The sequence below is a fragment of the Pseudomonas sp. LAMO17WK12:I10 genome (assembly GCF_900215185.1).
Classification (GTDB): Bacteria; Pseudomonadota; Gammaproteobacteria; order Pseudomonadales; family Pseudomonadaceae; genus Aquipseudomonas; species Aquipseudomonas chlororaphis.
This window is the reverse complement of the sequence record NZ_OBDX01000021.1, coordinates 65,077-90,147: the sequence shown is the minus strand read 5'-3', so window position 1 is coordinate 90,147 and position 25,071 is coordinate 65,077. Positions and strand designations below refer to the sequence as shown.

The 25,071-nt window shown below is 58.9% G+C and carries 35 protein-coding genes, 1 tRNA gene and 1 pseudogene; 20 read left to right on the top strand and 17 right to left on the bottom strand.

What is annotated here, in order from left to right; genetic code table 11:
- Positions 1-307 precede the first annotated feature (307 nt).
- From CRO75_RS21795 to CRO75_RS21720, 17 genes are all read left to right on the top strand, one after another.
- The gene (locus CRO75_RS21795) at positions 308-625 is read left to right on the top strand and encodes a hypothetical protein (RefSeq protein WP_097138061.1); all 318 of its coding nucleotides are present in this window, start codon (positions 308-310) and stop codon (positions 623-625) included.
- Between the two features lie 43 nt (positions 626-668).
- Entirely contained in the window at positions 669-1,397 is a 729-nt protein-coding gene (locus CRO75_RS21790) for a hypothetical protein (protein WP_097138059.1), read from the top strand.
- Positions 1,394-1,957 carry a siphovirus Gp157 family protein gene (locus CRO75_RS21785; protein ID WP_097138057.1) on the top strand — a complete coding sequence of 188 codons (564 nt, stop codon included), beginning with the start codon at positions 1,394-1,396 and terminating at the stop codon, positions 1,955-1,957. The genes CRO75_RS21790 and CRO75_RS21785 overlap by 4 nt, the downstream gene beginning before the upstream one ends.
- Before the next feature lie 7 nt (positions 1,958-1,964).
- The gene (locus CRO75_RS21780; protein WP_097138055.1) at positions 1,965-2,429 is read left to right on the top strand and encodes a hypothetical protein; all 465 of its coding nucleotides are present in this window, start codon (positions 1,965-1,967) and stop codon (positions 2,427-2,429) included.
- A gap of 7 nt (positions 2,430-2,436) precedes the next feature.
- Entirely contained in the window at positions 2,437-2,640 is a 204-nt protein-coding gene (locus CRO75_RS21775) for a hypothetical protein (RefSeq protein WP_097138053.1), read from the top strand.
- A 15-nt stretch (positions 2,641-2,655) separates the two neighbouring features.
- A complete protein-coding gene (locus CRO75_RS21770; protein ID WP_097138051.1) occupies positions 2,656-3,492 on the top strand; it encodes a DNA cytosine methyltransferase in 837 nt (278 codons plus the stop codon).
- 9 nt (positions 3,493-3,501) lie between these two features.
- Entirely contained in the window at positions 3,502-3,819 is a 318-nt protein-coding gene (locus CRO75_RS21765) for a hypothetical protein (protein ID WP_239990623.1), read from the top strand.
- Positions 3,816-4,415 carry a hypothetical protein gene (locus CRO75_RS21760; RefSeq protein WP_097138049.1) on the top strand — a complete coding sequence of 200 codons (600 nt, stop codon included), beginning with the start codon at positions 3,816-3,818 and terminating at the stop codon, positions 4,413-4,415. Before CRO75_RS21765 ends, CRO75_RS21760 begins: the two co-directional genes overlap by 4 nt.
- Positions 4,415-4,585 carry a hypothetical protein gene (locus CRO75_RS32880; protein ID WP_158539503.1) on the top strand — a complete coding sequence of 57 codons (171 nt, stop codon included), beginning with the start codon at positions 4,415-4,417 and terminating at the stop codon, positions 4,583-4,585. Before CRO75_RS21760 ends, CRO75_RS32880 begins: the two co-directional genes overlap by 1 nt.
- Positions 4,585-5,031 carry a hypothetical protein gene (locus CRO75_RS33305; RefSeq protein WP_239990622.1) on the top strand — a complete coding sequence of 149 codons (447 nt, stop codon included), beginning with the start codon at positions 4,585-4,587 and terminating at the stop codon, positions 5,029-5,031. Before CRO75_RS32880 ends, CRO75_RS33305 begins: the two co-directional genes overlap by 1 nt.
- A gap of 199 nt (positions 5,032-5,230) precedes the next feature.
- The gene (locus CRO75_RS21745) at positions 5,231-6,148 is read left to right on the top strand and encodes a hypothetical protein (protein WP_097138045.1); all 918 of its coding nucleotides are present in this window, start codon (positions 5,231-5,233) and stop codon (positions 6,146-6,148) included.
- Positions 6,149-6,196: 48 nt separating this feature from the next.
- Positions 6,197-6,793, top strand: a complete 597-nt coding sequence (locus tag CRO75_RS21740; protein WP_097138043.1) for a hypothetical protein — start codon at positions 6,197-6,199, stop codon at positions 6,791-6,793.
- A 61-nt stretch (positions 6,794-6,854) separates the two neighbouring features.
- Entirely contained in the window at positions 6,855-7,058 is a 204-nt protein-coding gene (locus tag CRO75_RS21735; protein ID WP_097138041.1) for a hypothetical protein, read from the top strand.
- Between the two features lie 156 nt (positions 7,059-7,214).
- The gene (locus CRO75_RS21730) at positions 7,215-7,466 is read left to right on the top strand and encodes a hypothetical protein (protein ID WP_097138039.1); all 252 of its coding nucleotides are present in this window, start codon (positions 7,215-7,217) and stop codon (positions 7,464-7,466) included.
- A 37-nt stretch (positions 7,467-7,503) separates the two neighbouring features.
- Complete coding sequence (locus tag CRO75_RS21725) at positions 7,504-7,689, top strand: hypothetical protein (protein WP_097138037.1); 186 nt, start codon at positions 7,504-7,506, stop codon at positions 7,687-7,689.
- On the top strand, positions 7,686-8,075 hold the full coding sequence (locus tag CRO75_RS33300) for a hypothetical protein (RefSeq protein ID WP_239691059.1): 390 nt from the start codon (positions 7,686-7,688) through the stop codon (positions 8,073-8,075). The genes CRO75_RS21725 and CRO75_RS33300 overlap by 4 nt, the downstream gene beginning before the upstream one ends.
- Positions 7,961-9,124, top strand: a complete 1,164-nt coding sequence (locus CRO75_RS21720; RefSeq protein WP_239691063.1) for a tyrosine-type recombinase/integrase — start codon at positions 7,961-7,963, stop codon at positions 9,122-9,124. Before CRO75_RS33300 ends, CRO75_RS21720 begins: the two co-directional genes overlap by 115 nt.
- Before the next feature lie 79 nt (positions 9,125-9,203).
- On the opposite strand, the gene CRO75_RS21715 is transcribed toward CRO75_RS21720, so the two are convergent.
- The 9 genes from CRO75_RS21715 to thrS form a co-directional block, all read right to left on the bottom strand.
- A tRNA-Pro gene (locus tag CRO75_RS21715) sits at positions 9,204-9,280 on the bottom strand.
- A gap of 91 nt (positions 9,281-9,371) precedes the next feature.
- A complete protein-coding gene (locus tag CRO75_RS21710; RefSeq protein ID WP_007920509.1) occupies positions 9,372-9,728 on the bottom strand; it encodes a MerR family transcriptional regulator in 357 nt (118 codons plus the stop codon).
- Positions 9,709-10,011, bottom strand: coding sequence for an integration host factor subunit alpha (gene ihfA / locus CRO75_RS21705; protein WP_002553164.1), 303 nt, complete (start codon positions 10,009-10,011; stop codon positions 9,709-9,711). The genes CRO75_RS21710 and ihfA overlap by 20 nt, the downstream gene beginning before the upstream one ends.
- A gap of 3 nt (positions 10,012-10,014) precedes the next feature.
- Complete coding sequence (pheT, locus tag CRO75_RS21700) at positions 10,015-12,393, bottom strand: phenylalanine--tRNA ligase subunit beta (protein ID WP_097138034.1); 2,379 nt, start codon at positions 12,391-12,393, stop codon at positions 10,015-10,017.
- Between the two features lie 36 nt (positions 12,394-12,429).
- Positions 12,430-13,446: a phenylalanine--tRNA ligase subunit alpha gene (gene pheS / locus CRO75_RS21695; RefSeq protein ID WP_007920512.1), complete on the bottom strand. Its 1,017-nt coding sequence runs from the start codon at positions 13,444-13,446 to the stop codon at positions 12,430-12,432.
- A 109-nt stretch (positions 13,447-13,555) separates the two neighbouring features.
- Entirely contained in the window at positions 13,556-13,912 is a 357-nt protein-coding gene (rplT, locus tag CRO75_RS21690) for a 50S ribosomal protein L20 (RefSeq protein WP_007905879.1), read from the bottom strand.
- 30 nt (positions 13,913-13,942) lie between these two features.
- A complete protein-coding gene (rpmI, locus tag CRO75_RS21685; protein WP_002553160.1) occupies positions 13,943-14,137 on the bottom strand; it encodes a 50S ribosomal protein L35 in 195 nt (64 codons plus the stop codon).
- A gap of 60 nt (positions 14,138-14,197) precedes the next feature.
- A complete protein-coding gene (gene infC / locus CRO75_RS21680; protein ID WP_169914426.1) occupies positions 14,198-14,749 on the bottom strand; it encodes a translation initiation factor IF-3 in 552 nt (183 codons plus the stop codon).
- Positions 14,749-16,671 (bottom strand): threonine--tRNA ligase, encoded by a 1,923-nt coding sequence (gene thrS, locus CRO75_RS21675; protein WP_097138032.1) that lies wholly within the window; start codon positions 16,669-16,671, stop codon positions 14,749-14,751. The genes infC and thrS overlap by 1 nt, the downstream gene beginning before the upstream one ends.
- A gap of 384 nt (positions 16,672-17,055) precedes the next feature.
- On the opposite strand from thrS, the gene CRO75_RS21670 reads away from it, so the two are divergent.
- Both CRO75_RS21670 and CRO75_RS21665 read left to right on the top strand, forming a co-directional pair.
- A complete protein-coding gene (locus tag CRO75_RS21670; protein WP_009043058.1) occupies positions 17,056-17,355 on the top strand; it encodes a hypothetical protein in 300 nt (99 codons plus the stop codon).
- Between the two features lie 293 nt (positions 17,356-17,648).
- On the top strand, positions 17,649-17,861 hold the full coding sequence (locus CRO75_RS21665; RefSeq protein WP_003179963.1) for a cold-shock protein: 213 nt from the start codon (positions 17,649-17,651) through the stop codon (positions 17,859-17,861).
- Between the two features lie 73 nt (positions 17,862-17,934).
- Here the strand turns inward: CRO75_RS21665 and CRO75_RS21660 are convergent, their stop codons facing one another.
- Positions 17,935-18,246: an I78 family peptidase inhibitor gene (locus CRO75_RS21660; RefSeq protein ID WP_097138030.1), complete on the bottom strand. Its 312-nt coding sequence runs from the start codon at positions 18,244-18,246 to the stop codon at positions 17,935-17,937.
- 161 nt (positions 18,247-18,407) lie between these two features.
- On the bottom strand, positions 18,408-18,713 hold the full coding sequence (locus CRO75_RS21655) for a hypothetical protein (protein WP_097138028.1): 306 nt from the start codon (positions 18,711-18,713) through the stop codon (positions 18,408-18,410).
- Positions 18,714-18,876: 163 nt separating this feature from the next.
- Here CRO75_RS21655 and CRO75_RS21650 point away from each other — a divergent pair, with 163 nt between their 5' ends.
- A complete protein-coding gene (locus CRO75_RS21650) occupies positions 18,877-19,089 on the top strand; it encodes a hypothetical protein (RefSeq protein WP_097138026.1) in 213 nt (70 codons plus the stop codon).
- A gap of 34 nt (positions 19,090-19,123) precedes the next feature.
- Here the strand turns inward: CRO75_RS21650 and CRO75_RS21645 are convergent, their stop codons facing one another.
- The 6 genes and pseudogenes from CRO75_RS21645 to CRO75_RS21620 form a co-directional block, all read right to left on the bottom strand.
- Positions 19,124-20,152, bottom strand: coding sequence for a nucleoside hydrolase (locus CRO75_RS21645; RefSeq protein ID WP_097138024.1), 1,029 nt, complete (start codon positions 20,150-20,152; stop codon positions 19,124-19,126).
- A 40-nt stretch (positions 20,153-20,192) separates the two neighbouring features.
- The gene (gene rbsD / locus CRO75_RS21640) at positions 20,193-20,597 is read right to left on the bottom strand and encodes a D-ribose pyranase (protein ID WP_097138021.1); all 405 of its coding nucleotides are present in this window, start codon (positions 20,595-20,597) and stop codon (positions 20,193-20,195) included.
- Complete coding sequence (gene rbsK, locus CRO75_RS21635; RefSeq protein WP_097138141.1) at positions 20,594-21,511, bottom strand: ribokinase; 918 nt, start codon at positions 21,509-21,511, stop codon at positions 20,594-20,596. Before rbsK ends, rbsD begins: the two co-directional genes overlap by 4 nt.
- 3 nt (positions 21,512-21,514) lie before the next feature.
- Positions 21,515-22,537: pseudogene (locus tag CRO75_RS21630) on the bottom strand (LacI family DNA-binding transcriptional regulator); the annotation flags it as partial.
- 3 nt (positions 22,538-22,540) lie between these two features.
- Positions 22,541-23,518: an ABC transporter permease gene (locus CRO75_RS21625; RefSeq protein WP_097138018.1), complete on the bottom strand. Its 978-nt coding sequence runs from the start codon at positions 23,516-23,518 to the stop codon at positions 22,541-22,543.
- On the bottom strand, positions 23,515-25,068 hold the full coding sequence (locus CRO75_RS21620; RefSeq protein WP_053260355.1) for a sugar ABC transporter ATP-binding protein: 1,554 nt from the start codon (positions 25,066-25,068) through the stop codon (positions 23,515-23,517). Before CRO75_RS21620 ends, CRO75_RS21625 begins: the two co-directional genes overlap by 4 nt.
- Between the last annotated feature and the right edge of the window lie 3 nt (positions 25,069-25,071).

The window sequence follows — 25,071 nt, the reverse complement described above, 5'->3', positions numbered from 1 at the left end:
CAGACTGATGGGCTGGTGGTGCGAAGGCGACAACCATTGCGCCAGTTGTGATTTGGCAGAAATGGATGGTGACTTTCCGATCTGCGAGCACTGCGAACAGTGTGCAGAGTGCGGGCACACGGAAGACTGTCCATCGAAGGTTGAACCATGACCTCCTACCAAAGAGCCAAGCGCTACTGCTTCTGGCGCGGGTCTGCATTCACCCTTCTCCTCTGCACCTTCCTGATGCTGCTCAGCGCTCTCGCCGACCGCATCACTCAATAACTCACATCTTCAAGCGCTGCGCATGTCGCGGCAAGGAACTGTCATGACGGAAAAAAAGCACACGCCTGGTCCCTGGATCGCTCGCAAGACTGGCGGTCAGGGTTGGGTCGGTCAGCGCGGCTGGGCAATCGACTTCAACGAAGACCAAGAGCAGGTCGTTGACTTCGTGTATGAGGAAGCAGATGCCAAGCTGATCGCCGCCGCGCCAGACCTTCTGGCAGCCGCTCAGAAAACGGTAGACGCCTGGGCGAAGTTCATCGACTCGTTCAGCTACGTGCCGGGCATTGGCGACCGAGCCGAGGACATGGAATTCAAGGAATTCCGTGAGCTTCGCGCCGCCATCGCCAAAGCCACCCAATAACCCCCTTCACAGCGCCCCTCTCCGGTGGCGCGGAGAGATAGTTATGTCCGACAAAAACATGCAGATCTGGAATCGCGTCGAGAAGACCGATACCCGATACACCAAAGACGCCAAGGTCGGCGGCCAGCAAATCACCAGCCTGAACGGCACGGCCATGATCATGAAGGCCACCGAAGTTTTCGGGCCGGTCGGCATTGGTTTTGGCTGGAACGTCACCGAAGAGCGCTTCGACAAGGGCGCCGAGATGTTCGTCGGCGAAGGCGACAAGCGCGTCAGCCTGGGCTTCGAGCTGAACCATACGGTAAAGATTCTGTTCTGGTTCAAGATCGACGGCGAGCGCGGCGAGCTGGAGCAGTACGGCTGCACCCCGTACCTCTACAAGTCGAAGTTCGGCACCACCACGGATGGCGAGGCGCCGAAGAAGTCCCTCACCGACGCCATCAAGAAGTCTCTGTCGATGCTCGGCTTCAGTGCTGACGTGTTCCTGGGCATGTTCGATGACCGCGACTACGTCCAGCAGCGCCAGGAGGAGGAAGCGATCGAACAGGCCGTCGACAAGGAGGCCGAGATCGCCAAGCAGCAGGAGGAGCGACTCGACTACATAAAGTCGGTGATCGAAAACCTACAAGGCGCCCAGACCCCGCACGAACGCAAGAAGATCCACGACGTTGCGGTGCGCCAACTCACGCTGCGCAAGGACGTAAAAGGGGCAGCACGGATCTCGCTTGAGTGGAAAAAGCTCTCTGGGCCGAAACAGGAGACTGCAGCATGACTCAACTCTATGCACTCACCGGAAAGCTGGCCGAACTCCAGGCCATGGCCGATACGGACGATGAGGGCCTGAAAGAGGCCTTGCAGAACGCCATGGACGAAATCCAGGGCGAGTTCGAGATCAAGGCCGACAACATCGTTATGCTGCGGCGAAACATCGAAAGCGATATCGACGCCATAGACAAAGAGGTCGAGCGCCTTAACGAACTCAAGCGTGTGAAGAAAAACAGTGTCTCCCAGATCAGTGATTACCTGCGCCAGAACATGGAAGCCGCGGCGATCAAATCAATCAAGCGACCGCTGTTCACGATCACATTGGCCCTAGCGCCAGAAAAGGTGATCGTCGACAAGGAAGATGAGATCCCCTATGACTTCATCGAAACGAAGACTGAGTTCATCCCTGACAAAAAGTCGATTGCAGTGAAGCTCAAGGAAATCCGTGATCACAACGACGCGGTGCGCAAGCGCATCGAAGCCGGCGAAGACGCGGAGCATGAACTGCTACCTGATCCGACCTGGGCTCACTTGGAGCGTGGCGAAATCTCAATTCGGATCAAGTGAGGGCAGCATGAAGAGCAAGCGCAAGCCACACAACCTCAAGGCCAGGATCGAGCGATCCTGCCGGGCCCTGCTGGCCACCAACCACGTCGCGGTGGTGAACATCGACCCGAGCGGCCACCAGGGCATGATCAATTACAAGTCGCTGAAGAATATCGCGCCAGGGAAGATCGGCCAGGCTGTCTGCGGCATTCCACACCGGTGGACGATCTACCTCAGCGCTCTGTGTATCGATGCCCGCGGCGACCGCTACAGCAAGTCAGTCGAGGTGGCCCCGGAAGGCGTTTACCTCTCTGACCACCTGGAAGACGTGATCGAGCATTGCTACAAGGAGCTGCGCGACTCAGCCAACCCAAGCCAGATGATGGCCTCGGGTTGGATCGCCATTCCCGAGGCAATATCGCTCGACGAGGATCATGCAGCGCGGATCTTCGAGGCGGTTGGCGCCTGGCACCAAGTGAAAGTAGTGGCATGAGGTGACCATGACCATTTACCTACAACAAGCAGTCGTCGAGCAGGGCCGGACCTGGCGCCTGTTCCCCGTCGACTTCACCACCGTAGAGGGCACGTTCAGCGTGTACCTCTATGCCCTCAACCGCGAGCACGCCGCGGCCATCCTGCTGGAACTGAAAGAGACGGCTGTCCTGCGCGACGGCGACCTGGCGGGCGTGACCCGCAACGACTGACCCCATGGAGATCGCATGAATGAGCTGGCTCTTTTCGCAGGCGCTGGTGGCGGAATACTCGGCGGCCACCTCCTTGGGTGGCGTACCGTCTGCGCCGTTGAGCGTGATGCCTACGCCGCACAAGTTCTGGCGCAACGACAAAACGATAGAGCCCTCCCGCCTTTCCCAATTTGGTCTGACGTGTGCAGTTTTGACGGAAGACCATGGCGCGGCCTTGTTGACGTGGTTTCTGGCGGATTCCCGTGTCAGGACATATCAGTTGCCGGGAATGGCGATGGCATCGACGGCGCCCGCTCCGGCCTCTGGCGTGAAATGGCGCGAATCGTCGGCGAGGTACGACCTCGATTCGTCTACGTGGAAAACTCACCTCTGCTTGTGGGAAGAGGACTTGCACTGGTCCTCGGTGACCTTGCCGAAATGGGGTATGACGCGGAGTGGTGCATTGTTTCAGCATCCGACTGCCGAGCGCCCCATCAACGCGAACGTTGCTGGGCTGTGGCCCACGATAACGGTACATGGCAATCACAACCAACCAGGCAGCAGCAAGAGCGCCGGCTGGGGTCTGAGCAGCGCGGTAAAGCAGTGGCCAACGCCGTGCGCGAGCGCGAGCGCGAGCGCGAGCGCGAGCGCGAGCAAAGGATCGTCACCGGCGAGCCTAATACGCAAGTCCGGCAAGAGTCGCGTGAACGATCGAATAGACCATGCCGTGATGGCTTCCGACGGTGGCCAGTTGAACCCGGAATGGGTCGAGTGGCTGATGGGGTGGCCCATCGGGTGGACCGAATTAAAGCCCTTGGCAATGGACAAGTTCCGCGAGTGGCAGCAACAGCATTCACCATCCTTTCTGAATGAGTAACCAACATGAACCCGCTCACATTCCGCGCGCTTGAAGAAGCGTTCGCCGGCCGGGCCCCTGCGCCTGCGCCAAAGCTGATCCCGCCAGTCCTGGCCAACCCGCCGCTTCCGGAGATCGTGATCACCGGCCCCATCAACAAAGTCATGTTTCTGGAGGGCAAGCGCTACGCCCTGGAGGTGGCCCGCGCCGGCGGCAGCTCCATACGCAACCCGGCCGTGGCGGCGAAGATCGTCCGCGACCTCACGACCTACGCCGCCGCCCAGCCTTCCAGTGTGGCCGCCGGCATCAAGACCATTATCGATCTGTTGAGGGGGGAAGCATGAACAGGCCAGCGTACGGAACACCGGAATACGAAGAGTGGTGCCGCATCAACAGCAATTGCGCCAAGGTCACTGGCTGGGGCAAAGAGCAGATGGCCAAGATCGTATGCATGGACGACCGCAACGCGCGGGTTAGCGCCTTCAACAACATGGCCAACTACCTGTCGAACCTGCACAACATGGTTCGCGAGGTGGCCGCCGGCAGCTATGTCCACTTCTGCACGAATTGCGGCAAGCCTGAGTGCGCCCACTACGTTGAGCCCAAAGCGTCCCAGCTCAAGGCAAACGGCCTTTGCCACAATTGCGATTTCTGGCACGAGAAGCGCACCACCTACAACGCCCAGGCACGCGCCGGCCGCATGCTGGTGATGAAAGGATGGGTCTACGGCGACAGCGGCGACCAGCCAGGCGGTAACAGTTCGTGGCTGGGCTTCGGTGGCTCTCGCTGGTATCTGTACCAGATCACCACCGGAAAGCTTTGGACCACAAACAACCTGTTCAGCGCCGGCGATATCCCCGCCGACTTCCTGCCGGGTATGCCCGACAACGCGGTGGCGCTAACCAAAGAGCAGTTCGAACTGGCACAGGCGGGCCGCTGATGACCGCCCTCCGCCGCAAGACCACGATCCGCGGGCGGCCGATGAAGCCGCTCGATCTCAACGTCATGTGCGACATCTGCGAATCACTCGCGCGCCCATGGCAACCACGACAAATGCAGCAAGAAGCGCCAGGCGGCCATGGCCGAGCTGCGCGCGCGGGAGAACAGTGATGAGTAATCCAGCAGTGATTTACCTCGGCCCGGAGTGCGAAGCCGAAACCGGCGATGGCAGGACCTGGGCGGAGGACTGGCCATGGCCGGAGTGCGAATGCGGCCACCAGCCGGTGCAGTACGTGCTGGGTGAGACATTCAATCGCGTCACCGCCGAGCGCGAGGCCCTACAGCAGCGCCTGAACGTGACAGATGAACTGAACGACTCCTTGCGCGCCCAACTGGCCGAACGTGATGCGCTGCCTTTGGGCTGGGAAGATCAGCTGTTCGCCGAGATGCAGCGGCGATTCGAACTCAGCAAGCGCGACGACAATCATATGGTCAACGACGACACGCAGATTGGCGTGGAGTTCGCCATTGATTGGATTCGGGCCGCCATCAACCCCACCCCGAAGCCCACCTGCTGCGGCAGCAGCCCGGCAGGCTGCATTGGAGCGAAGCCATGAAGCGCCTAAGGTGCCTATTCAGCGGGCACGATTATAAGCTCTCATTGCTGGTTAAGACGGATGAAATAATGGGTGACTTCAGGGTGGTTATCGAGAAGTACCACTGCTCGATATGCGGCAGCTACGGCGAACGTGTTGCATCGATTATCGACCGCGAACAGTTTCCTGGCGGAGTACAACAATGGTTGAGGGCAAAGCCATGAGCAATAACGAAATGGTCAGCGTGCCGCGTGAGGTTTTGGTGCACATGACCAACAACCAACACAAAAAAGTTGCTGCCTACATGCCTGATATCGCCGATGCGCTCAGGGCCGTGCCGCCTGCTGGCGGGGAACCTCTGATTCACATAACCCCGGCTGTCTTGTCCATGCTCCGTGGAGAAGTGAAGACTACCCCTGGCGGCATCACTTTCAGTCTTTCCGAACCCATAGGGGGCTGGACCGTTCCGCTGTATGAACAGCACGTAGTCACCCGGTTGCAGGCCGAGGTGGAGAGCCAGAAGAAACAGGCCACATACAATCAAGAAACCGCCATGCGCTGGCTCGCTGAGCGTGACGCCCTGAAAGCCGAGGTGGCGCGGTTGAAGGACAAGTATCAGCGCGACGTGTTCGGCCTGAACAACGAGGGCGACCCAATCGGCGGCGAGCCAGCAGGAGGCTATGCGAACGAGGTAACGCGCTTGCAAGCCGGCGTGGAGCTGTGGAAAGGCAGAACCACGAACCTATGCATTGAGCGCAACGCCCTGCAAGCAGAGCTGGACGCGCTGAAAGCAGTCCAGGGCGAGCCGGTGGCGCGCAAGTCGGACAAGTGGTCGAAAGATTGGAAGGAGCAGGGCTTCAACTACTGCATTGAAACCGCGATCAAGGCCCTTAATTATTTGGCCGATCACCCTCGGCCAACCGGCGGCGAGTCTCGATACAACGCAGAACATTTGATCATGACTGCGCAAGAGTTGATGCTGACACGGCAAGAGTTGTTGATTGGTCGAGAGCAGCCCGCGCCGGTAGCGGTGGTGCTGCCTGAGCGCAAGAAGCTGACGGGCAACCACCTCACCGATTACGGCGTTAAGCAGTGGAACGCCTGCCTCGACGAAGTAGCCCGCCTCAACAGCCTGTAACCCTCCCTCAACTCTCTCAACTCGGCCGCAAGGCTGAAAGGACAAGTCATGTCTGAAGAAAAAGTTGTGATGTATGAATCCCCCGAGGCGGCCAGCATCCAGACCGTTACCGGCTGGCTCGATCCGTCTGGCCGGTTCTGGGGCAACGATGAGCATATGGCCCGTTACTGCGGTTCGACGCATCGCCAGTGTGAGAAGAATCCAGCGCACCCCATTCGCAAGACGAACGGCTGGTGCGAAGCATGTCACGCCGAAAGCCGCGCGGCGAAGTTCTCCGCAATGCCGACCCGCATTTGGGCCGGCGAGCCGATCACAGACTATAACGGCGACGACTACTTCTTCGATGAAGAAAGCCTGCGCGATCACATCATCGACAACGAGATCGACCTGGCCGACCTGAAGCTCGTCTTCTGCACCCCGAATCATCCGAGTGAAATCGACCCAAGCGATTACTTCTCCGACGACCTGCCAGAAGATGGCGAGATCCACGATGGCCAGCTCCTGGCTGCATTCGAACTGGTCAACGAGATGATTCGCAATCATGGCCCCATGTCCTGGTCGCCAAGCAACGAAGCCGTTGAGCTGCCGCAGACTTTCATCGACATGATCAACGCAGAGCGAGAGGAAGTAGAGGTGACGCCATGATCTTGCTCTCCCTCCCCGCCCTGCTGTTCCTGGGCCAGCACATCTACCGAGGGCCGAAGCGATGAGCGCGAAGCCTACCGCCATTTATTTCGAAGTCTGGTATGACGATAAGTCAGGAGTTGAGTTCGGCGTTTCGTGCGACAAACAGCGCGAGAGCGAAGAAATACGGTTCCACCATATTGACCACGCGAGCTTTCCGATCGAGCGGCTCGACTGGCTTATCCAGTGCCTGGAGAAGATCCGAGCTGAGATTGTCACGGAATAGGAGTTCGCCACAGCCCGTGTTGCAGTCGACGGATAGCCAGGACAACGGGCCGGGCGAACGCTGAAACCATAGACCGGCGCAACGCCGGCGTCTGCAAGACCTTTCCGCAAATCACACTCAACTTTCAGAAGCCCGCCAGGCGGGCGAGGTTTCCGTATGCCCCAAGAACGCAAAGGCCAATCACTTCTTGATCGCCTTACCGCCCGCGTCGAGAAACGCCGCGGCGGCGATCACAGCGTGCTCGATACAGATGCAGCCCTGCACCAGCAGGCGGCCGAGGAAATCAGCAGGTTGACCACCGAGAACGCCCGACTCAGAAAGCACATCCAGGGCTACCGCCAGGTCAGGGATGCCCCGTTCTTACAGAACTACGCGCCATATCGCGACATGGACAAGCCAACTCAATAACCACCTTCTGCCGCCATGGGCGGCATGGAGCACATGTATGGCATCTGCAGAGCTGCATGGCCAGAAGATCAACCCGTTCGAGCAGGGCTACGCGGCCTTCCTTAAAGGGGTAGGCCTCAAGCAAAACCCGTTCGAAACGGAAAACGACACGTCTCCCCACTCCAAGCAGCGGTGGATTGACGGCTGGAACAAGGCTCATCGCGAGGAAGGGAGGAAGTTATGAGTGCTGGGCTAGCGCTTCTACCGCGCTTCATCCGGGCGAAGCAAGCACCAGCATATCTCGGCATGTGCCGGGCAGTGTTTGACGCTGAAGTCCGCCCTTATGTTCACGAATTTCCCATTGGCGAGCGCGGCGTCGGCTTCGACCGCCAGGAGCTGGACGACTGGGCAACAGCCTATGTCGAAGCCAAGGCAATTGAAAAAAAGCGCGCTACGGAGCAACAATTGCCCCGCAGCGAGCGCCTGAAAGGAGATAAATCATGGCGCGAAAATCGATTACAGGCCTCTCCCAAAGGAAAGGTATCTGGCATATCGACAAGAAAATCAACGGAGAACGACTTTACGAAAGCACTGGAACTGGTGACCGGGAAGAAGCGGAGCGCTACCTGATCTACCGGCTGGAGCAGATCCGGCAACAGAAGGTGTACGGCGTAAAGAAGGTAAGAATCTGGCGGGAGGCGGCGACTCGCTTCCTGTTGGAGTTCAAGGACCAGCCATCAATCAAGCTTTCGGCACACCACCTTTCGCAACTAGACCAATTCATAGGCGACATGCCGCTGACCCACATTGATGATCAGGCCCTGGCGCCATTCATAAAGGATCGGCTGTCGACAAAGAAGCTCGAGAACGGGAAAGTGAAAAAAGGGGTAAGCAACCGAACTGTGAATATCTCGATCGAGCGCGTGGTTAGGGTTTTATCGTTATGTGCCAGGAAGTGGCGAGACGATGAGCGGAGGCCGTGGCTGGATAGCGTGCCGATGCTCACGAAGCTGGAAGAGAAGAAGTCGAGCCGAAAACCGTACCCAATGTCTTGGCCGGAGCAATCGATTCTTTTCGGGGAGTTGCCGGCTCACCTACAAACGATGGCGTTGTTCAAGGTGAACACCGGCACGCGGGAGCAGGAGGTCTGCAAATTGAGGTGGGATTGGGAAATTCATGTTCCGGAGCTGGGGACTAGTGTTTTCCTGATACCAGCTGATTTCGGCGGCCGGCATGAACGGTCCGGGGTGAAAAATGGTGATGAGCGCCTGGTTGTGCTCAATAGCGTGGCGAAATCGATCATTGAGCAGCAGCGAGGCCTGAGCAAGGAATGGGTTTTCCCTTACAACGGTACCGCGATGCACCGCATGAACGACTCAGCCTGGAAGAAAGCGCGGGTGAGAGCGGCGAAACTCTGGCAGGAGGAAAACCTTCGCCCCGCTCACCCAGGGTATGCATCCATCAGGATCCATGACCTTAAACATACGTTTGGCCGCCGGCTGCGCGCAGCAGGTGTAACCGAAGAAGACCGCAAGGCGCTTCTTGGCCACAAGAACGGCAGCATCACCAGTCATTACTCGGGCGCCGAGCTCGGGCATTTGATCGAAGCTGCGAATATGGTATCAGCTACCGATTCACGTGGACCGGTACTGACAATTTTGAAGAGGAAGCAGGCGTGAAAAAACGAGAAGTCACGCAAATGTCACGCAAATGAAAAAGGCCAATGCTGCGAACATTGGCCCAAGTCATTGAAAAATATGGTCGGGACGGAGTGATTCGAACACTCGACCCCTAGCACCCCATGCTAGTGCGCTACCGGACTGCGCTACGCCCCGACTAGGCGTGTTACTGGGTTTGCTTCTTAACGAAGCGCTCAAGAATATATCGCAAGCTTTTGAAATTTGGAAGTATTTTAAAAGCTGAAAATCATTTCTTGAGTACCACCAGAACGTCCTCCAGTTCGGAGATCATCTGACGGATCAATTGCTTGTACTGGGTGGTGTCGTCTTTGGCTTCATCACCGGAAAGGCGCAGGCGCGCTCCACCAATGGTGAACCCCTGATCATACAGCAACGCGCGGATCTGCCGGATCATCAGCACATCCTGGCGCTGATAATACCGGCGATTTCCGCGGCGCTTGACGGGGTTGAGTTGAGGAAACTCCTGCTCCCAATAACGCAGCACATGCGGCTTGACCGCACAGAGCTCGCTAACTTCACCGATAGTGAAGTAGCGCTTGCCCGGAATGACCGGGAGCTCGTCGTTATGACTTGGTTCCAGCATAGGCCTCAACTCGGGCCTTCAACTTCTGCCCTGGACGAAAGGTGACCACACGGCGTGCCGTGATCGGGATTTCTTCACCCGTCTTCGGGTTGCGGCCAGGTCGCTGGCGTTTATCCCGAAGATCGAAGTTACCGAAACCGGACAGTTTGACCTGTTCGTTATCTTCGAGAGCGTGCCTGATTTCCTCAAAAAACAGCTCGACCAATTCCTTGGCCTCACGTTTATTCAGGCCCAGCTCTTCGTAGAGACGTTCGGCCATTTCAGCTTTCGTCAGAGCCCCCATACGTCACTTCCTTAACGTGGCGTTCAACCTTTGTTCGAGCGAGGTGAGGATATTTTGCGTCGTGGAGCTCACCTCATCGTCATTAAGAGTGCGCGATGGATGCTGCCAGGTCAAGCCAACTGCAAGGCTTTTTCTATGAGGATCAATGCCTTTACCCTGGTACACGTCAAACAACCTGAGGTCTGTCAGCCATTCGCCTGCATTCTCACGGATTACATCCAGTACCGCACTGGCAGCAACATCGCGATCAGCCAGCAAGGCCAAGTCACGACGCACTTCAGGAAAGCGCGACAACTCACGGAATTCAGGCATTTTTCCCGAGGCTACTTCGGCCAGAACCAGCTCGAAAACGAAGACCGGACGGTCGAGACCGAGGGTTTTCGACAACTCAGGGTGGATAGCGCCAATATAACCAACCAGACGACCTTCACGCTCGATGCGCGCGGTTTGACCCGGGTGCAACGCAGGGTGCTTGCCAGGCACGAAAGTGAACGCATCGAGTGCACCGGCAAAACCCAGCACCGCTTCCACGTCGGCCTTGACGTCGAAGAAGTCCACGACATCGCGACCTTGTGCCCAGCCTTCCGGCAGGCGAGTGCCGCACACCACACCGGCCAGCATCGGCTCTTGCTTCAAGCCTTCCAGTTGACCGACGAAACGCAGGCCGCTCTCGAACAGACGGACACGGTCCTGCTGGCGGTTCAGGTTGTGCTGAAGTGCCTTGACCAGCCCCGGCCACAGCGACGAACGCATGGCAGCCATGTCGTTGGAAATCGGGTTGGCCAGCAATAGCGGCTCGACACCTGGATTAAACAACTCGAACTGTTTCGGATCGATGAAGCTGTAAGTAATAGCTTCCTGATAACCGCGGGCCACCAGCAAACGACGCAGCTCAGGCAGATCGCTACGAGCTTCGGCCTTGGCTTGTGGAGCCAGGCGCGCCTGAGGGTAGCGAACCGGTAGGCGGTTGTAGCCGTACAAGCGAGCCAGTTCTTCGATCAGATCGACTTCCAGGCTGATGTCGAAGCGATGGCTTGGCACTTCAACACGCCACTGCCCTGCTCCCTCGGCGGAAATCTTCAGACCCAGTGCGCCGAGCAGACGCTCGACTTCTGTCGCTTCGATTTCCATGCCCAGCATCTGGGTGATGCGCTCGGCGCGCAAAGTGACCGGAGCGATCGAAGGCAGGTGCTGCTCGCTGACTGCTTCAATGATCGGGCCAGCTTCGCCACCAGTAATCTCCAGCAACAAGCCGGTAGCGCGCTCCATGGCTTCACGGGCCAATTGCCAGTCCACACCACGCTCGTAGCGATGCGAGGCGTCGGTGTGCAGGCCATAGGAACGGGCTTTACCAGCGACAGCGATCTGGTCGAAGAAGGCACTTTCCAGGAAAACGTCGCGGGTAGTTGCCGCTACACCGCTGTGCTCGCCGCCCATGACACCGGCAATCGCCAGGGCACGGGTATGGTCGGCGATAACCAGGGTATCGCTGCGCAGGGCCACTTCCTGGCCGTCGAGCAAGACCAGCTTCTCGCCCTCTTCGGCCATCCGCACACGGATGCCACCGTTGATTTCGGCGAGGTCGAAAGCATGCAGCGGTTGCCCCAGTTCCAGCATCACGTAGTTGGTGATGTCTACGGCCGCATCGATGCTGCGTACATCAGCGCGACGCAGACGCTCGACCATCCACAGCGGGGTCGGCTTGGACAGATCAACATTACGGATAACCCGGCCCAGATAACGCGGGCACGCTGCGGGCGCCAGCACTTCAACCGGACGCACTTCATCGTGCGCAGGTGCCACGGATAGCACCACTGGACGGGTGACTGGTGCGGCATAGAGCGCGCCGACTTCACGGGCGAGCCCCGCCAGCGACAGGCAATCACCACGATTCGGGGTCAGGTCGACCTCGATGCTGGCATCGTCCAGTTCCAGGTACTCACGGAAATCCTTGCCTACCGGCGCATCGCCCGGCAATTCCATCAGACCGTCATTGCCCTCTCCCACCTGCAGTTCTGCCTGGGAGCACAGCATGCCGTTCGACTCGACACCGCGCAGCTTGGCCTTCTTGATCTTGAAGTCGCCAGGCAGCTCCGCGCCGATCATGGCGAAAGGAATCTTCAGGCCCGGACGCACGTTTGGCGCACCGCACACGACCTGGAAGGTTTCCGCATCATTGCTGACCTGGCAAACACGCAGTTTGTCAGCATCGGGGTGTTGCTCGGTGCTCAGCACCTCGCCCACCACCACGCCACTGAAAACACCAGCGGCCGGCGTCACGCTATCGACCTCAAGACCGGCCATCGACAGACGAGCAACCAACTCGTCGCGACTTACCTGCGGGCTTACCCAGCCGCGCAGCCATTGTTCACTGAATTTCATCCTGCTCTCCTGAAAGATTCGTTACGGGCGTGCGACCTAGCGAAATTGCGCGAGGAACCGCAAGTCGTTGTCGAAGAACAGGCGCAAGTCATTCACGCCGTAACGCAGCATGGCCAGACGCTCGGCGCCCATGCCGAAGGCAAAGCCCTGGAACTCTTCCGGATCGATCCCCGACATACGCAGCACGTTCGGGTGAACCATGCCGCAGCCCATGACTTCCAGCCATCCGGTCTGCTTGCAGACACGGCAGCCCTTGCCGCTGCACATCACACATTCCATGTCGACTTCAGCGGACGGCTCGGTGAACGGGAAGTACGAAGGACGGAAGCGCACTGCCAGTTCTTTTTCGAAGAACACCCGCAGGAACTCTTCGATGGTTCCCTTGAGGTCGGCGAAATTGATGTCGCGATCGATCAGCAAGCCTTCGACCTGATGGAACATCGGCGAGTGGGTGATATCGGAGTCGCTACGGTACACACGGCCTGGGCAGACGATGCGGATCGGCGGCTGCTGCGATTCCATGGTGCGGACCTGTACCGGAGAGGTATGGGTACGCAACAACATGTTCGCATTGAAATAGAAGGTGTCATGCATCGAACGGGCCGGGTGGTGGCCTGGGATGTTGAGCGCCTCGAAGTTGTGATAGTCGTCTTCGACCTCAGGGCCTTCGGCGATGCCGTAGCCGATATGAGTGAAGAACTGTTCAATACGTTCCAGAGTCCGGGTCACAGGATGCAAACCGCCGGAGACCTGGCCACGGCCAGGCAGGGTCACATCGATGGACTCGGCGGACAGTTTGGCAGCCAGCTCGGCTTCTTCAAACAAAGCCTTACGCGTATTGAGAGCCTCTGTAACACGCTCCTTGGCAACGTTGATCAGGGCGCCGACCTGCGGGCGCTCCTCTGCCGGCAAATTCCCCAGGGTCTTCATCACCTGAGTCAATTCACCCTTCTTGCCAAGGTACTGAACCCGGATTTGCTCCAGGGCATTGATATCTTCAGCGCTTTGCACAGCCTCTAGTGCTTGAGAGACCAGCGCATCCAGGTTTTCCATGTACAGACTCCAGATACAAAATAGGGGAAGAGCTTGTAGGCTCTTCCCCTATTTATGACGTTTAACACCTGGACCCACAGAGGTGAGCCCGGGTGACTGTCGGGGGTACTTAAGCCAGAGTGGCTTTAGCTTTCTCGACAATCGCAGCAAACGCCGCTTTTTCGTTCACTGCCAGATCAGCCAGAACCTTACGGTCGATCTCGATGGACGCTTTTTTCAGGCCGGCGATGAAACGGCTGTAGGACAGACCGTTGATACGAGCACCAGCGTTGATACGAGCGATCCACAGAGCGCGGAACTGACGTTTTTTCTGACGACGGTCGCGGTAGGCGTATTGGCCTGCCTTGATTACCGCTTGCTTGGCAACACGGAATACGCGGGAGCGCGCGCCGTAGTAGCCTTTAGCAAGTTTCAGAATTTTTTTGTGACGTTTACGGGCAATGACGCCACGCTTTACACGAGCCATGAGTTACTTCCTCTATTCTTGATCCAAAAATTAACGAAGGCGCAGCATGCGCTCGACTTTTGCCACGTCAGACGGATGCAGCAAGCTGCTACCGCGCAGTTGACGCTTACGCTTGGTCGACATTTTGGTCAGGATGTGGCTCTTGAAAGCGTGCTTGTGCTTGATACCGTTAGCAGTTTTCAGAAACCGCTTAGCAGCACCACTTTTGGTTTTCATCTTTGGCATGTTCGGATACTCCGCATTCAGTTGATAAACATAATCAGAAGGCCTGCCGTGCCCTGTTGATTACTTCTTCTTTTTCGGGGCGATGACCATGATCAGCTGGCGTCCTTCCATCTTAGGATGCTGTTCGACCGAACCGTACTCTTGCAGGTCAGCTTCAACCCGCTTGAGGAGTTCCATCCCCAGCTCCTGGTGGGCCATCTCACGGCCGCGGAATCGCAAGGATACCTTGGCCCTGTCCCCGTCACTCAGGAAACGTACCAGGTTGCGCAGTTTTACCTGGTAATCCCCTTCCTCCGTCCCTGGACGAAACTTGATTTCTTTTACCTGAATCTGCTTCTGGTTCTTCTTCGCCGCGGCAATCTGCTTCTTCTTCTCGAAGATCGACTTGCCGTAGTCCATCACACGGCAAACCGGTGGGACTGCGTCGGCGGAGATTTCCACCAGATCAAGCTTGGCTTCTTCAGCAATACGAAGCGCTTCATCAATCGAGACGATGCCAATCTGCTCGCCGTCAGCGCCAATTAACCGAACCTCGCGTGCCGAGATATTCTCGTTGATCGGGGCTTTCGGTGCAGCTCGTTTATCTTGTCTCATTTCACGCTTAATAATAATTACTCCGAATCTGGGCGACCACGCCGGGAAACCGCTTGTGCAAGGAACTCCGAGAACTGAGCGACGGGCATCGAGCCCAGGTCAGCACCTTCACGGGTACGCACAGCGACAGTCTGCGTCTCGACTTCCCGATCTCCAATAACCAAGAGATAGGGAACCTTGAGCAAAGTATGCTCGCGGATTTTAAAGCCGATCTTTTCATTTCTCAAGTCAGACTTGGCACGAAATCCGCTTTGGTTGAGGATTTTTTCCACTTCGAGGGCAAAATCTGCCTGTTTATCAGTGATATTCATCACTACGGCCTGGGTCGGAGCCAGCCACGCAGGGAATGCCCCTTCGTAATGCTCGATCAGAATACCGACGAAACGCTCGAAGGAGCCGAGGATCGCCCGGTGCAACATCACCGGATGTTTACGGCTGTTATCTTCGGAAACGTACTCGGCGCCCAGACGGATCGGCAGGTTGAAATCGAGCTGCAGGGTACCACACTGCCAGACACGACCCAGGCAGTCTTTCAGCGAGAACTCGATTTTCGGACCGTAGAACGCCCCTTCGCCCGGTTGCAGGTCATACGGCAGCCCGGCGCTATCAAGCGCGGCGGCCAAGGCATTTTCAGCGCGATCCCACAGCTCGTCGGAACCCACACGCTTTTCAGGGCGAGTGGAAAGCTTCATTTCGATGTCCTTGAAGCCGAAGTCGGCATAGACATCCATGGTCAGCTTGATGAACGCGGCGGATTCAGCCTGCATCTGCTCTTCGGTGCAGAAGATATGCGCATCGTCCTGGGTGAAGGCACGCACACGCATGATGCCGTGCAATGCACCGGACGGCTCGTTACGGTGGCAGGCACCGAACTCGGCCAGACGCATCGGCAGCTCGCGGTAGCTCTTCAGGCCCTGATTGAATACCTGCACGTGGCACGGGCAGTTCATCGGCTTGATGGCGTAGTCGCGGCTTTCCGACTCGGTGGTGAACATGTTTTCGGCGTAGTTGGCCCAGTGCCCGGATTTCTCCCACAGGCTGCGATCGACCACCTGCGGAGTCTTGATCTCCAGGTAGCCATTGTCGCGCTGCACCTTGCGCATGTACTGCTCGAGCACTTGGTACAGGGTCCAGCCGTTCGGATGCCAGAACACCATGCCCGGCGCTTCTTCCTGGGTATGGAACAGGCCCAAGCGCTTGCCGATCTTGCGATGGTCACGCTTCTCGGCTTCTTCGATACGCTGGATATAAGCCGCCAACTGCTTCTTGTCCGCCCAGGCAGTGCCATAGACGCGCTGCAGTTGCTCGTTCTTGGCATCGCCGCGCCAATAGGCGCCGGACAGCTTGGTCAGTTTGAAGGACTTGAGGAAGCGAGTATTCGGCACGTGCGGACCACGGCACATGTCGACGTATTCTTCGTGGTAGTACAGGCCCATGGCCTGTTCGTTCGGCATGTCCTCGACCAGGCGCAGCTTGTAGTCTTCGCCGCGAGCCTTGAACACTTCGATCACTTCGGCGCGCGGGGTGACCTTCTTGATGACGTCGTAATCTTTCTCGATCAGTTGCTGCATGCGCTGCTCGATGGCCGCCAGGTCGTCCGGGGTGAAAGGACGCTCGTAGGCGATATCGTAATAGAAGCCTTCATCGATCACCGGACCGATAACCATCTTCGCTGTCGGATACAACTGCTTGACCGCGTGGCCAACCAGGTGAGCGCAAGAGTGGCGAATGATCTCCAGCCCCTCTTCATCCTTTGGCGTGATGATTTGCAGGGGCGCGTCGCTGTCGATCAGATCGCAGGCGTCGACCAGTTTGCCATTGACCTTGCCGGCCACGGTGGCCTTGGCCAGACCTGCACCAATGGATGCGGCGACCTCGGCTACGGAAACCGGATGATCGAATGAACGTTGATTGCCGTCGGGAAGAGTAATAGTGGGCATGGCGCCTCCTCTCCTAGTGGTGACCCCTACCAAAGGTCACGTGGGTTGGGATGAGCCAGTACGCGGTTCGATCCAGGCCGTTCGTGACGAACGCCTGCCTCACAGTGGCAGGAGCCTTGCGGCCAACCGGTAAAACGAACCAGAGTGACTGGAGTTCAAATCAGAAAAATAGAGGCATAGACTGCGGTGGGATTGAAACTCGCCCAGAGCCTGAAAACACCCAAGCCGGGCATGCTAGCACAGATGAACGGTCATCGCGCCGTACTTCCCACCGGGACCAGCGTATCCGCGCTTTCTTTCGAGAAAGTGAACTTGGTGTGTACGCAAGGCCTCAAATACACCGAGAATCGCCATTCTTGTACCAATCCCAGGAGAGCTCGACTCATGCGCCTCACCCAACTATTCGCCCTTGCCGCCCCTTTCGCCCTGCTGCTGCCACTGAGCGCGCAGGCCGCCTGGCCAGCCGGGGTACGTGCCGAATACATGAAGGATTGCACGGCTGCCGCCAGCCAGAGCGTTGATGTGAAAAGTGCGGAAAAGCACTGCGCCTGTGGTGCGGACAAGCTTAATGAGAAATTCACTACCGACGAAATCAAACAACTCATGAGCAAGCAGACTCAACCGGATCCGGCGCTGAGAACTAAGGCGCTGGACGCTATTGCCGCTTGCCGGGTGGTGAAATAAGTCTTTAAAGCGCGAGAGAGGGCCTTGAATCAGGTTCGATGCGATCTGAAAACCGGCCTTCTTTCACAATTTACGCAGCTTTTACGGCTTTTTTTATCACCGAATATTTTCAGCGAAAGCCCCTTAAACCGGGGCCTTCAGCCGATCGGAGCAACAAAACGGACTCAAGCACCTGGGAATCGGCACGTCCGGGGGGCTCCCAAGTCGAACATTTCGACTATGATAGCCCGGTGTGCCCAGTTGGCCTGAGCAGCACAGTACTACTGAAAATATATGTTTCTTGGAGATACACCATGTCTAATCGCCAAACCGGCACCGTAAAATGGTTCAACGATGAAAAAGGCTTCGGCTTCATCACTCCTCAAGGTGGCGGTGACGACCTGTTCGTACACTTCAAAGCTATTGAAAGCGACGGTTTCAAAAGCCTGAAAGAAGGCCAGACCGTTTCCTTCGTGGCTGAGAAAGGCCAAAAGGGTATGCAAGCTGCACAAGTTCGTCCTGAGTAATTTCTCAGCGAGCTAAAAAAACCCCGTCCATGTGACGGGGTTTTTTATGCAAGGTGCAAAAGCGCTGACAGGATCAGCCGCAATTGACCCGGGTGACCACCAGATTGGTATCGGTGTTTAGGTTCAGCCGATCGGAGCGGTATTCCAGGGTGATCATGTCATTCGGCTTGAGAATACGGGCATTCTGCGCGCCTGCGCGAGTACGCGCCTGTTCCAGCAGCTCAGGCGAAGCTTTTTTGCCGATGGCGAATTCGGCCGCCTTAGCCTCACAGCGGCTATGGCCGCTCTCGGTCGCTACCGGATCCTTATCCGCCGAAGAAGTGCTGCACCCCGTCAAAACGACTGCAGCCAACAAGGTACCGAATGACGCGAGCTTCCAAGGCATGAAGCCTCCTTTTCAAAAATAAGCAGAGATAGTGCGACAACCGCTCTGACTATTGGTTTCACAAACGGACTAGCCAATGGCCTCTTGGCCAGGCAGCGGGCAAGTCTGCATCAGGTACGGCCACGTTTTCATGCAGCAATCGTGACCGGATATGAACAGCCTCAGTAAATATCGATGTAATCGAATGGTGGCTTCGGCCAGTTCTGTTTCAACGCGTTAAAAATCTGCATCACCCAGACCTCATCGCTGGCCGCTACCCGCCCGACATAACCGGAACCGGCGGCCCAGGTCTCCAGCCTGAACAACAGGCCGTCGATGTCCGCGCCACCGACCACTCCCGACGAGATATAGGCAATACCCGCCTTGGTCACTCGCAGCTGGGTATGCACATCGTCACTGGCCGACGCCAGCAACTGGCGCACCGCCTCGAAGGTCAAGGCATCAGGGTTGTTCAAATCGATCTGCACACTGGCACCCTTTGAAAATAGACAATGACCAAGTGTCGCACAGCCCTCCCCTCATGCCTAAGTAGGAGTGCGAAAAGCCCGCCAAGGTGTTTAACTCTACAAGACCGGAAGCCCTCGACAAGCGCCTGTCCGGCCCTATCCTTTCCGAGCTCGCGAGACTTCCATGGCCACCGTGACGATCGACGCCGACATCAAAGCCAAATGGCCCGAAGGCCACTGCTCCTACAGCCCCGGTAGCCCCGAAGAGCTGGCAATCATCGGCATCGACTTGCTGATCAGGGAGCTGGGCACCGAAGCGGCCCAGACATTCATCGAGCAGATATTCGAGAAGTATCCCGGCGAACACTCGGGCACGCCGGATACAGAGAAGGTGTAACGCCCGACAGGCTGGCACCTGCCGGGAATAGCACTTATTTCAGGCGAGCCAGACGCTCGGTCAGCAGATCGAAGAAACCCTGGGCATCGCCATTCTCCACCCAGAACACGTTCTTCTCCTGCTTCAGGCCGTCGTACCAATCGACGATGGTCTGACCAAAAGTCGGACCGTCACGACTGTCGATCACCATATTGGCCTGGCGCCCGCTGAACAACTCGGGCTTGAGCAGGTAGGCAACGACGGTCGCGTCATGCACCGGGCCACCCGGGATACCATTGTGCTCCATGTCATCATTGACGTATTCGTTGAGGATATTCCCCACCACCTTGCTGGCATTGTTGTTCAAGGCCGCGATCTTCTGCAGGCGCGCGTCGCTGGTCAGCATTTTATGGGTGACGTCCAGCGGCAAGTAAGTCAGCTTCACGCCGCTCTTGAGCACAACCTCGGCGGCCTGCGGGTCAGCGAACAGATTGAATTCCGCCACTGGGGTCATGTTGCCGCCGTTGAAATGCGCACCGCCCATGACCACCACTTCCTTGATGCCTTGAGTGATATCCGGTGCCTGGATTAGCGCCAGCGCCAGGTTGGTCTGCGGGCCCAGCATGGCGATGGTGATGCTGTGGGGCTTGGCGGCGCGCAGGGTGTCGATCAGGTAATTGATCGCACTGCCCTCGGCCAGGCCCTTTTTCGGCTCATGCACCGCGACCCCGGAAATGCCTTCCTTGCCGTGAATATTCTCGGCATAGATCGGCGTGCGCAGCAGCGGCTTCGGCGCGCCGGCGTACACCGGCACCTCTTCGCGCCCCGCCCACTCACGGGCCAGGCGCGCATTGCGCGAGGTCTTATCCTGGCGCACGTTGCCGGCCACCGTGGTCAGCGCGCGGATCTGCAGTTCTTCCGGCGACGCCAGGGCGAACAGCAATGCAACCACATCATCGGCACCCGGATCGGTATCGATGATCAGATCGATTTTTTCTGCCGCATGGGCGCTGGTAGCAGTGAACAGGGACACGAGCAGAACACTCCGGATCAGGTGTTTCAGTAGCTGAGCATAGCGGTGCATGGCGCACTCCTTTGCGTGGTTGAACAGAGAGAGGCAACGCTCAGAACGTCACCCCGGCAATCAAAGCGATGTTGCAATAAGGCTGACACTCCCCCGTGCGAACGATCGCCCGCGCCTGGCGGCTGAGCACCTTGAACTCATCGTGGCTCAACAGCCTGCGCGCGCCCAGCGCCCCCTCGGTGCTCAGCGCCTCGAGCGCTTGCAGGGTCGGGGATTGTCGACCCAGGATCTCCTGCGCCAGCACATGGCCTTCCACCTGCATCTCGCACAGCACCACCTGCAAGGTGCTGAGAAAATCCGGAATACCCTGGGTCAGGGCCAGGTCGATCCATTCGACGCCCGGCGGCACAGGCAGGCCGGCATCGCCGATGACCACGATATCGCCGTGCCCCAGGGAGGCAATCAGTCGCGACAGGGCGACATTGAGCAAGGGTGTTTTTTTCATGCGGGAGAGAACGCCTGTACGTCGGACAACGTGGGAATGGAAGGTTGCGCACCTGGGCGGGTCACCGACAGCGCTGCTGCGATCTGACCGAAACGAATCGCCTCGGCCTCGCTCTTGCCGGCGGCCAGGGCTGCGGCAAAACCACCGACGAAGGTATCGCCGGCGGCCGTGGTGTCGACCGCCTTGACCTTGGGTGCCGGAAAATGCTCGAAGCTCGTGCCATTGGCGAGCAGCGAGCCCTGGGCACCGAGCGTGATGATGACCTTGCCGGCCCCGGCGGCGATCAGGCGGGCGGCCGCGGCTTCGGCGCTCGCCAGGGAATCCACCGGCAAGCCGCTGAGGGCCGCGGCCTCGCTTTCGTTGGGAATCAGATAGTCGATGGACGCGTACCAGTCCGCCGGCAACGGGCCACTGGCCGGTGCGGGGTTGAGGATCACTGTCTTGCCCAGTTCACGGCCGCGCTTGAGGCTATGCCCCACCGTGGGCAGCGGCACTTCGAGCTGGCAGATGATCACGTCGGCCGCCTGCAGCACCTTGTCGAAGCCGATGACCACTTCTGGCGTGAGCTGACCGTTGCCACCTGCCACGATCACGATTGCGTTCTGGCTGCTGTCGTCCACCACGATCAAGGCGACGCCACTGGAGCCGGCGACAGCGGTGACGGCCTGGCAATCGATCTGTTCGGCGAGCAACGCCGAGCGCAATTGCTCGCCGTAGGCATCATCACCGACGCAACCGATCATCGACACCTGGGCGCCCAGACGGGCCGCCGCCACTGCCTGATTCGCCCCCTTGCCACCGGAAACCGTGGCGAACGACTGGCCGATCAGGGTTTCACCGGCACGCGGCAACCGCTCGGCCCGGGTGACCAGGTCCATGTTGAGGCTGCCTACTACCACTACTTTTGCTGGCATACATCGATACTCACAATTCGATTTTGCGCCGGCCACGGGCGCCGTCGACTTGCGCAGGACAATGCTTGGGGTGACGATACGCTGGTCGGTCGGCAATCCTGGGGTGGCAATGCGGCGCAGCAACAGCTCCGCCGCCTGCTCGCCCAGCTGCAGGATTGACTGGCCAACTGTAGTCAGCGCCGGATACACATAACGACTCATCTGGATGTCGTCGAAGCCGATCACCGACAGTTCGCTCGGCACCCGGATATTGCGCTCCGCCGCCGCGCGCAGCACACCGATGCCCATCATGTCGTTGCCGGCGAAGATCGCGCTGGGCCGGTTGCGCTCCAACAGCTGGGCCGCCGCGTGATAACCGCCGGTGCTAGTGAAGTCGCTCTGCAGGATGCGCTGCGCAGGCACCTCTACGCCGGCTTCGCGCAACGCCCGCAGGAACCCCGCCAGACGCAATTGCGCCACGCTGGTGTAGTCCGGGCCGCCGATGTAGGCGATATCCCGATGGCCCAACTCGAGCAGATGACGGGTCGCCAGGTACGCGCCGTATTCGTGATCGATCCGCACCAGGTCCGCATCCACTCCTTCCAGCCCCCGGTCGACGATCACCATCGGCGTGCGCACAGCCGCCAGGCCCTTGGCCAGCCCGCCGTCGCCACCGGCCGAGGTCACAATCAGGCCGTCGATGCGTTTTTCCAGCAGCACCCGCAGGTAGCTGCGCTGTTTTTCCGGGTCGTCGTCGGAGTTGCAGAGAATCACGCAGTAGCCGTTGCGCTCGCAATAATCCTCGATCCCCCGGGCCAGCTCGGCGAAATACGGGTTGAGGCTGTTGGGCACCAACAGACCGATGGTCGCCGTGGTCTTGGCCTTCAGCGAGCGCGCCACGGCGCTGGGCACGTAGTCGAGCTGCTGGATCGCCGCCTCGACCTTGATCCGCACTTCCTCGCTGACCGGACGCGTCTTGTTCAGCACGTGGGAAACCGTGGTGTAGGAAATCCCTGCGAGCGCCGCCACATCTTTGATCGTTGCCATGACTCAGCTCCGCCGGCTTGCGCGCTGGCTGCGATAAGTATCCAGCACCACCGCAATCACGATGACCGCGCCGGTGATGATGCGTTTGGTTGGTTCGGTCGCGCCGATCTGCGCCAGCCCCGCGGCCAGCACCGAGATAATCAATACGCCGAAAAAGGTGCTGATCACCGACCCGCGTCCGCCCATCAGGCTGGTACCGCCGATCACCACGGCCGCGATCACTTGCAGCTCCAGGCCAGAGCCGGCATTCGGGTCCGCCGCCTCCAGGCGGGAAATCTGGAACAGCGCGGCGATGCCCGCCAGCAGCCCCATCAGGCTGAACACCAGGATCTTGTAGGGCTTGGGATTGATGCCCGCCAGGCGCACCGCTTCTTCGTTGGTGCCGATGCCGATCAGGTAGCGGCCGAACACCGTGCGCGTCAGCACTGCCTGGGCGATGAAGATGATTAGCAAGGCGATGATGAACGATGGCGAGATGCCAAAGGCGATCGGGTTCGACAACCAGGCGAAGGCATCACCGATATAGGCGGTGCGCGAGCCGGTCATCTGGTAAGCCACGCCGCGGGCCATTTCCAGCACGCCGAGGGAGACGATGAACGAAGGAATGCGCCAGGCCACGGTGATCGAGCCGGTGATGGTCCCGGCCAATGCCGCGCAACCCATGCCCAGCAATGCCGCCGGGATGACGCTCCAGCCCCAGCCAAGAATCGCCACGCTGACGGTGGAGGCCGCCAGGGCCAGCACCGAGCCGACGGACAAATCGATGCCGCCGATGATCAGGACAAAAGTCATGCCCACCGCCAGCACCATCAGGTCCGGGATCTGGTTGGCCAAGGTGCTGAAGGTGTCGTAGGAAAGAAAGTGGCTGCTCAGTGTCGAGAACAACGCAATCATTGCCAGCAAGGCACCAGCCAGCCCCAGGTAGGTGCCGAGGCCGTAATTGTTGCCGCCACGTTTGCCGGCCGAAGATGCAGTTTTCATGGGAGGTCCCTAGGCGCCGCTTCGTTGAGCAACGCATCACGTTTTTGATAGCCGGCAAAAGCGGCGGCAAGCAGTTCATCCTGGGTCCAGCTGTCGCGCTCGAAGGTATCGATCAGGCGCCCGGCGGACAGCACGCCAATGCGATCGCAGATCAACATCAGCTCCCGCAGGTCGCTGGAGACCACCACCAGCGCCTTGCCCTGGCGGGTCAGTTCGCCAAGCAGGCCATAAATATCGAATTTGGCGCCGACATCGATGCCCCGGGTCGGCTCGTCAAACAGCAGCACCGCGCAATCGCGCTCCAGCCAGCGGCCGATGACCACCTTCTGCTGATTGCCCCCGGACAGTTCGGATACCAGCTGCGCGGGCCCCGAACTGCGAATGCGCATGGCATCGATCTGCCGCTGCGCCAATGCCGATTCGTCACGACCATTGACCAGGCCGCCACTGGAGATCTCCGGCATATTGCCCAGGGCGATATTGGCGCTGATGGATTGCGTCAGCAGCAGGCCTTCACCCTTGCGGTCCTCGGTGATCAGGGCGATGCCGTGGGCCACTGCATCGACCGGCGAACGGATATTCGCCACCTGCGCCGGATAACCCAGGGCCACCGTGCCGCTGTCAGCCTTGTCGGCGCCGAAGATCAGTCGCAACAGTTCGGTGCGCCCCGCCCCGATCAACCCGGAAATACCGAAGATCTCACCGCTGCGCACCTCGAAAGACACGTCCAGAACCTTGTCCGAACGGCTCAGGCCGCTGACCGTCAGGGCCGGCGCGCCAATCTTGCGCGGGCCGAGATCGATGTGTTCGCCCAGCTCGCGCCCCACCATCAGGTTGACCAATTGCTCACTGTTGTAATTGGCCATCGGCTCGACACAGACCAGGCAACCGTCGCGCAGCACCGCAATGCGCTGCGCGACCCGGGCCAGTTCTTCCAGGCGATGGGAGATATAGATGATGGCCACGCCACGGGCCTGTAGACGGGTGATCTGCTCGAAGAGCAACTCGACTTCGCGGGCCGTGAGCATCGCGGTCGGCTCGTCGAGGATCAGCACATGGCAGTCGCCGATCAGGTTGCGCGCGATCTCCACCATCTGCTGGTGGCCAATCCCCAGTTCGCCGACCAGGGTATCGGGGTCGATCGCCTCCAGGCCGACCTGCGCCATGGCCTCGATCGCCGCCTTGCGCAACTGTTTGCGGCTGATCCAGCCACCGCGGCTGGGCAGGTTATCGAGGAACAGGTTCTCGGCCACCGATAGAGTCGGCAACAGGTTGAGTTCCTGCATGACCATGCGGATGCCCAGCTCTTCGGCCTGGGTGCGACTGCCGGGACGGTAAGCCTGACCGTTGAAGCGCATCTCGCCGGTGGTCGGGGTCACCAGGCCGCCAATGATTTTCGACAGGGTGCTTTTGCCCGCGCCGTTTTCCCCGGTCAGCGCCAGCACTTCCCCACGCATCAGCGTCAGGTCGATGCCGGTCAATACCGGTTGCGCATAGGTCTTGCCGATACCGCTGACCGAAAGGACAGCGTTCACAGCGGAAACTGACATAAG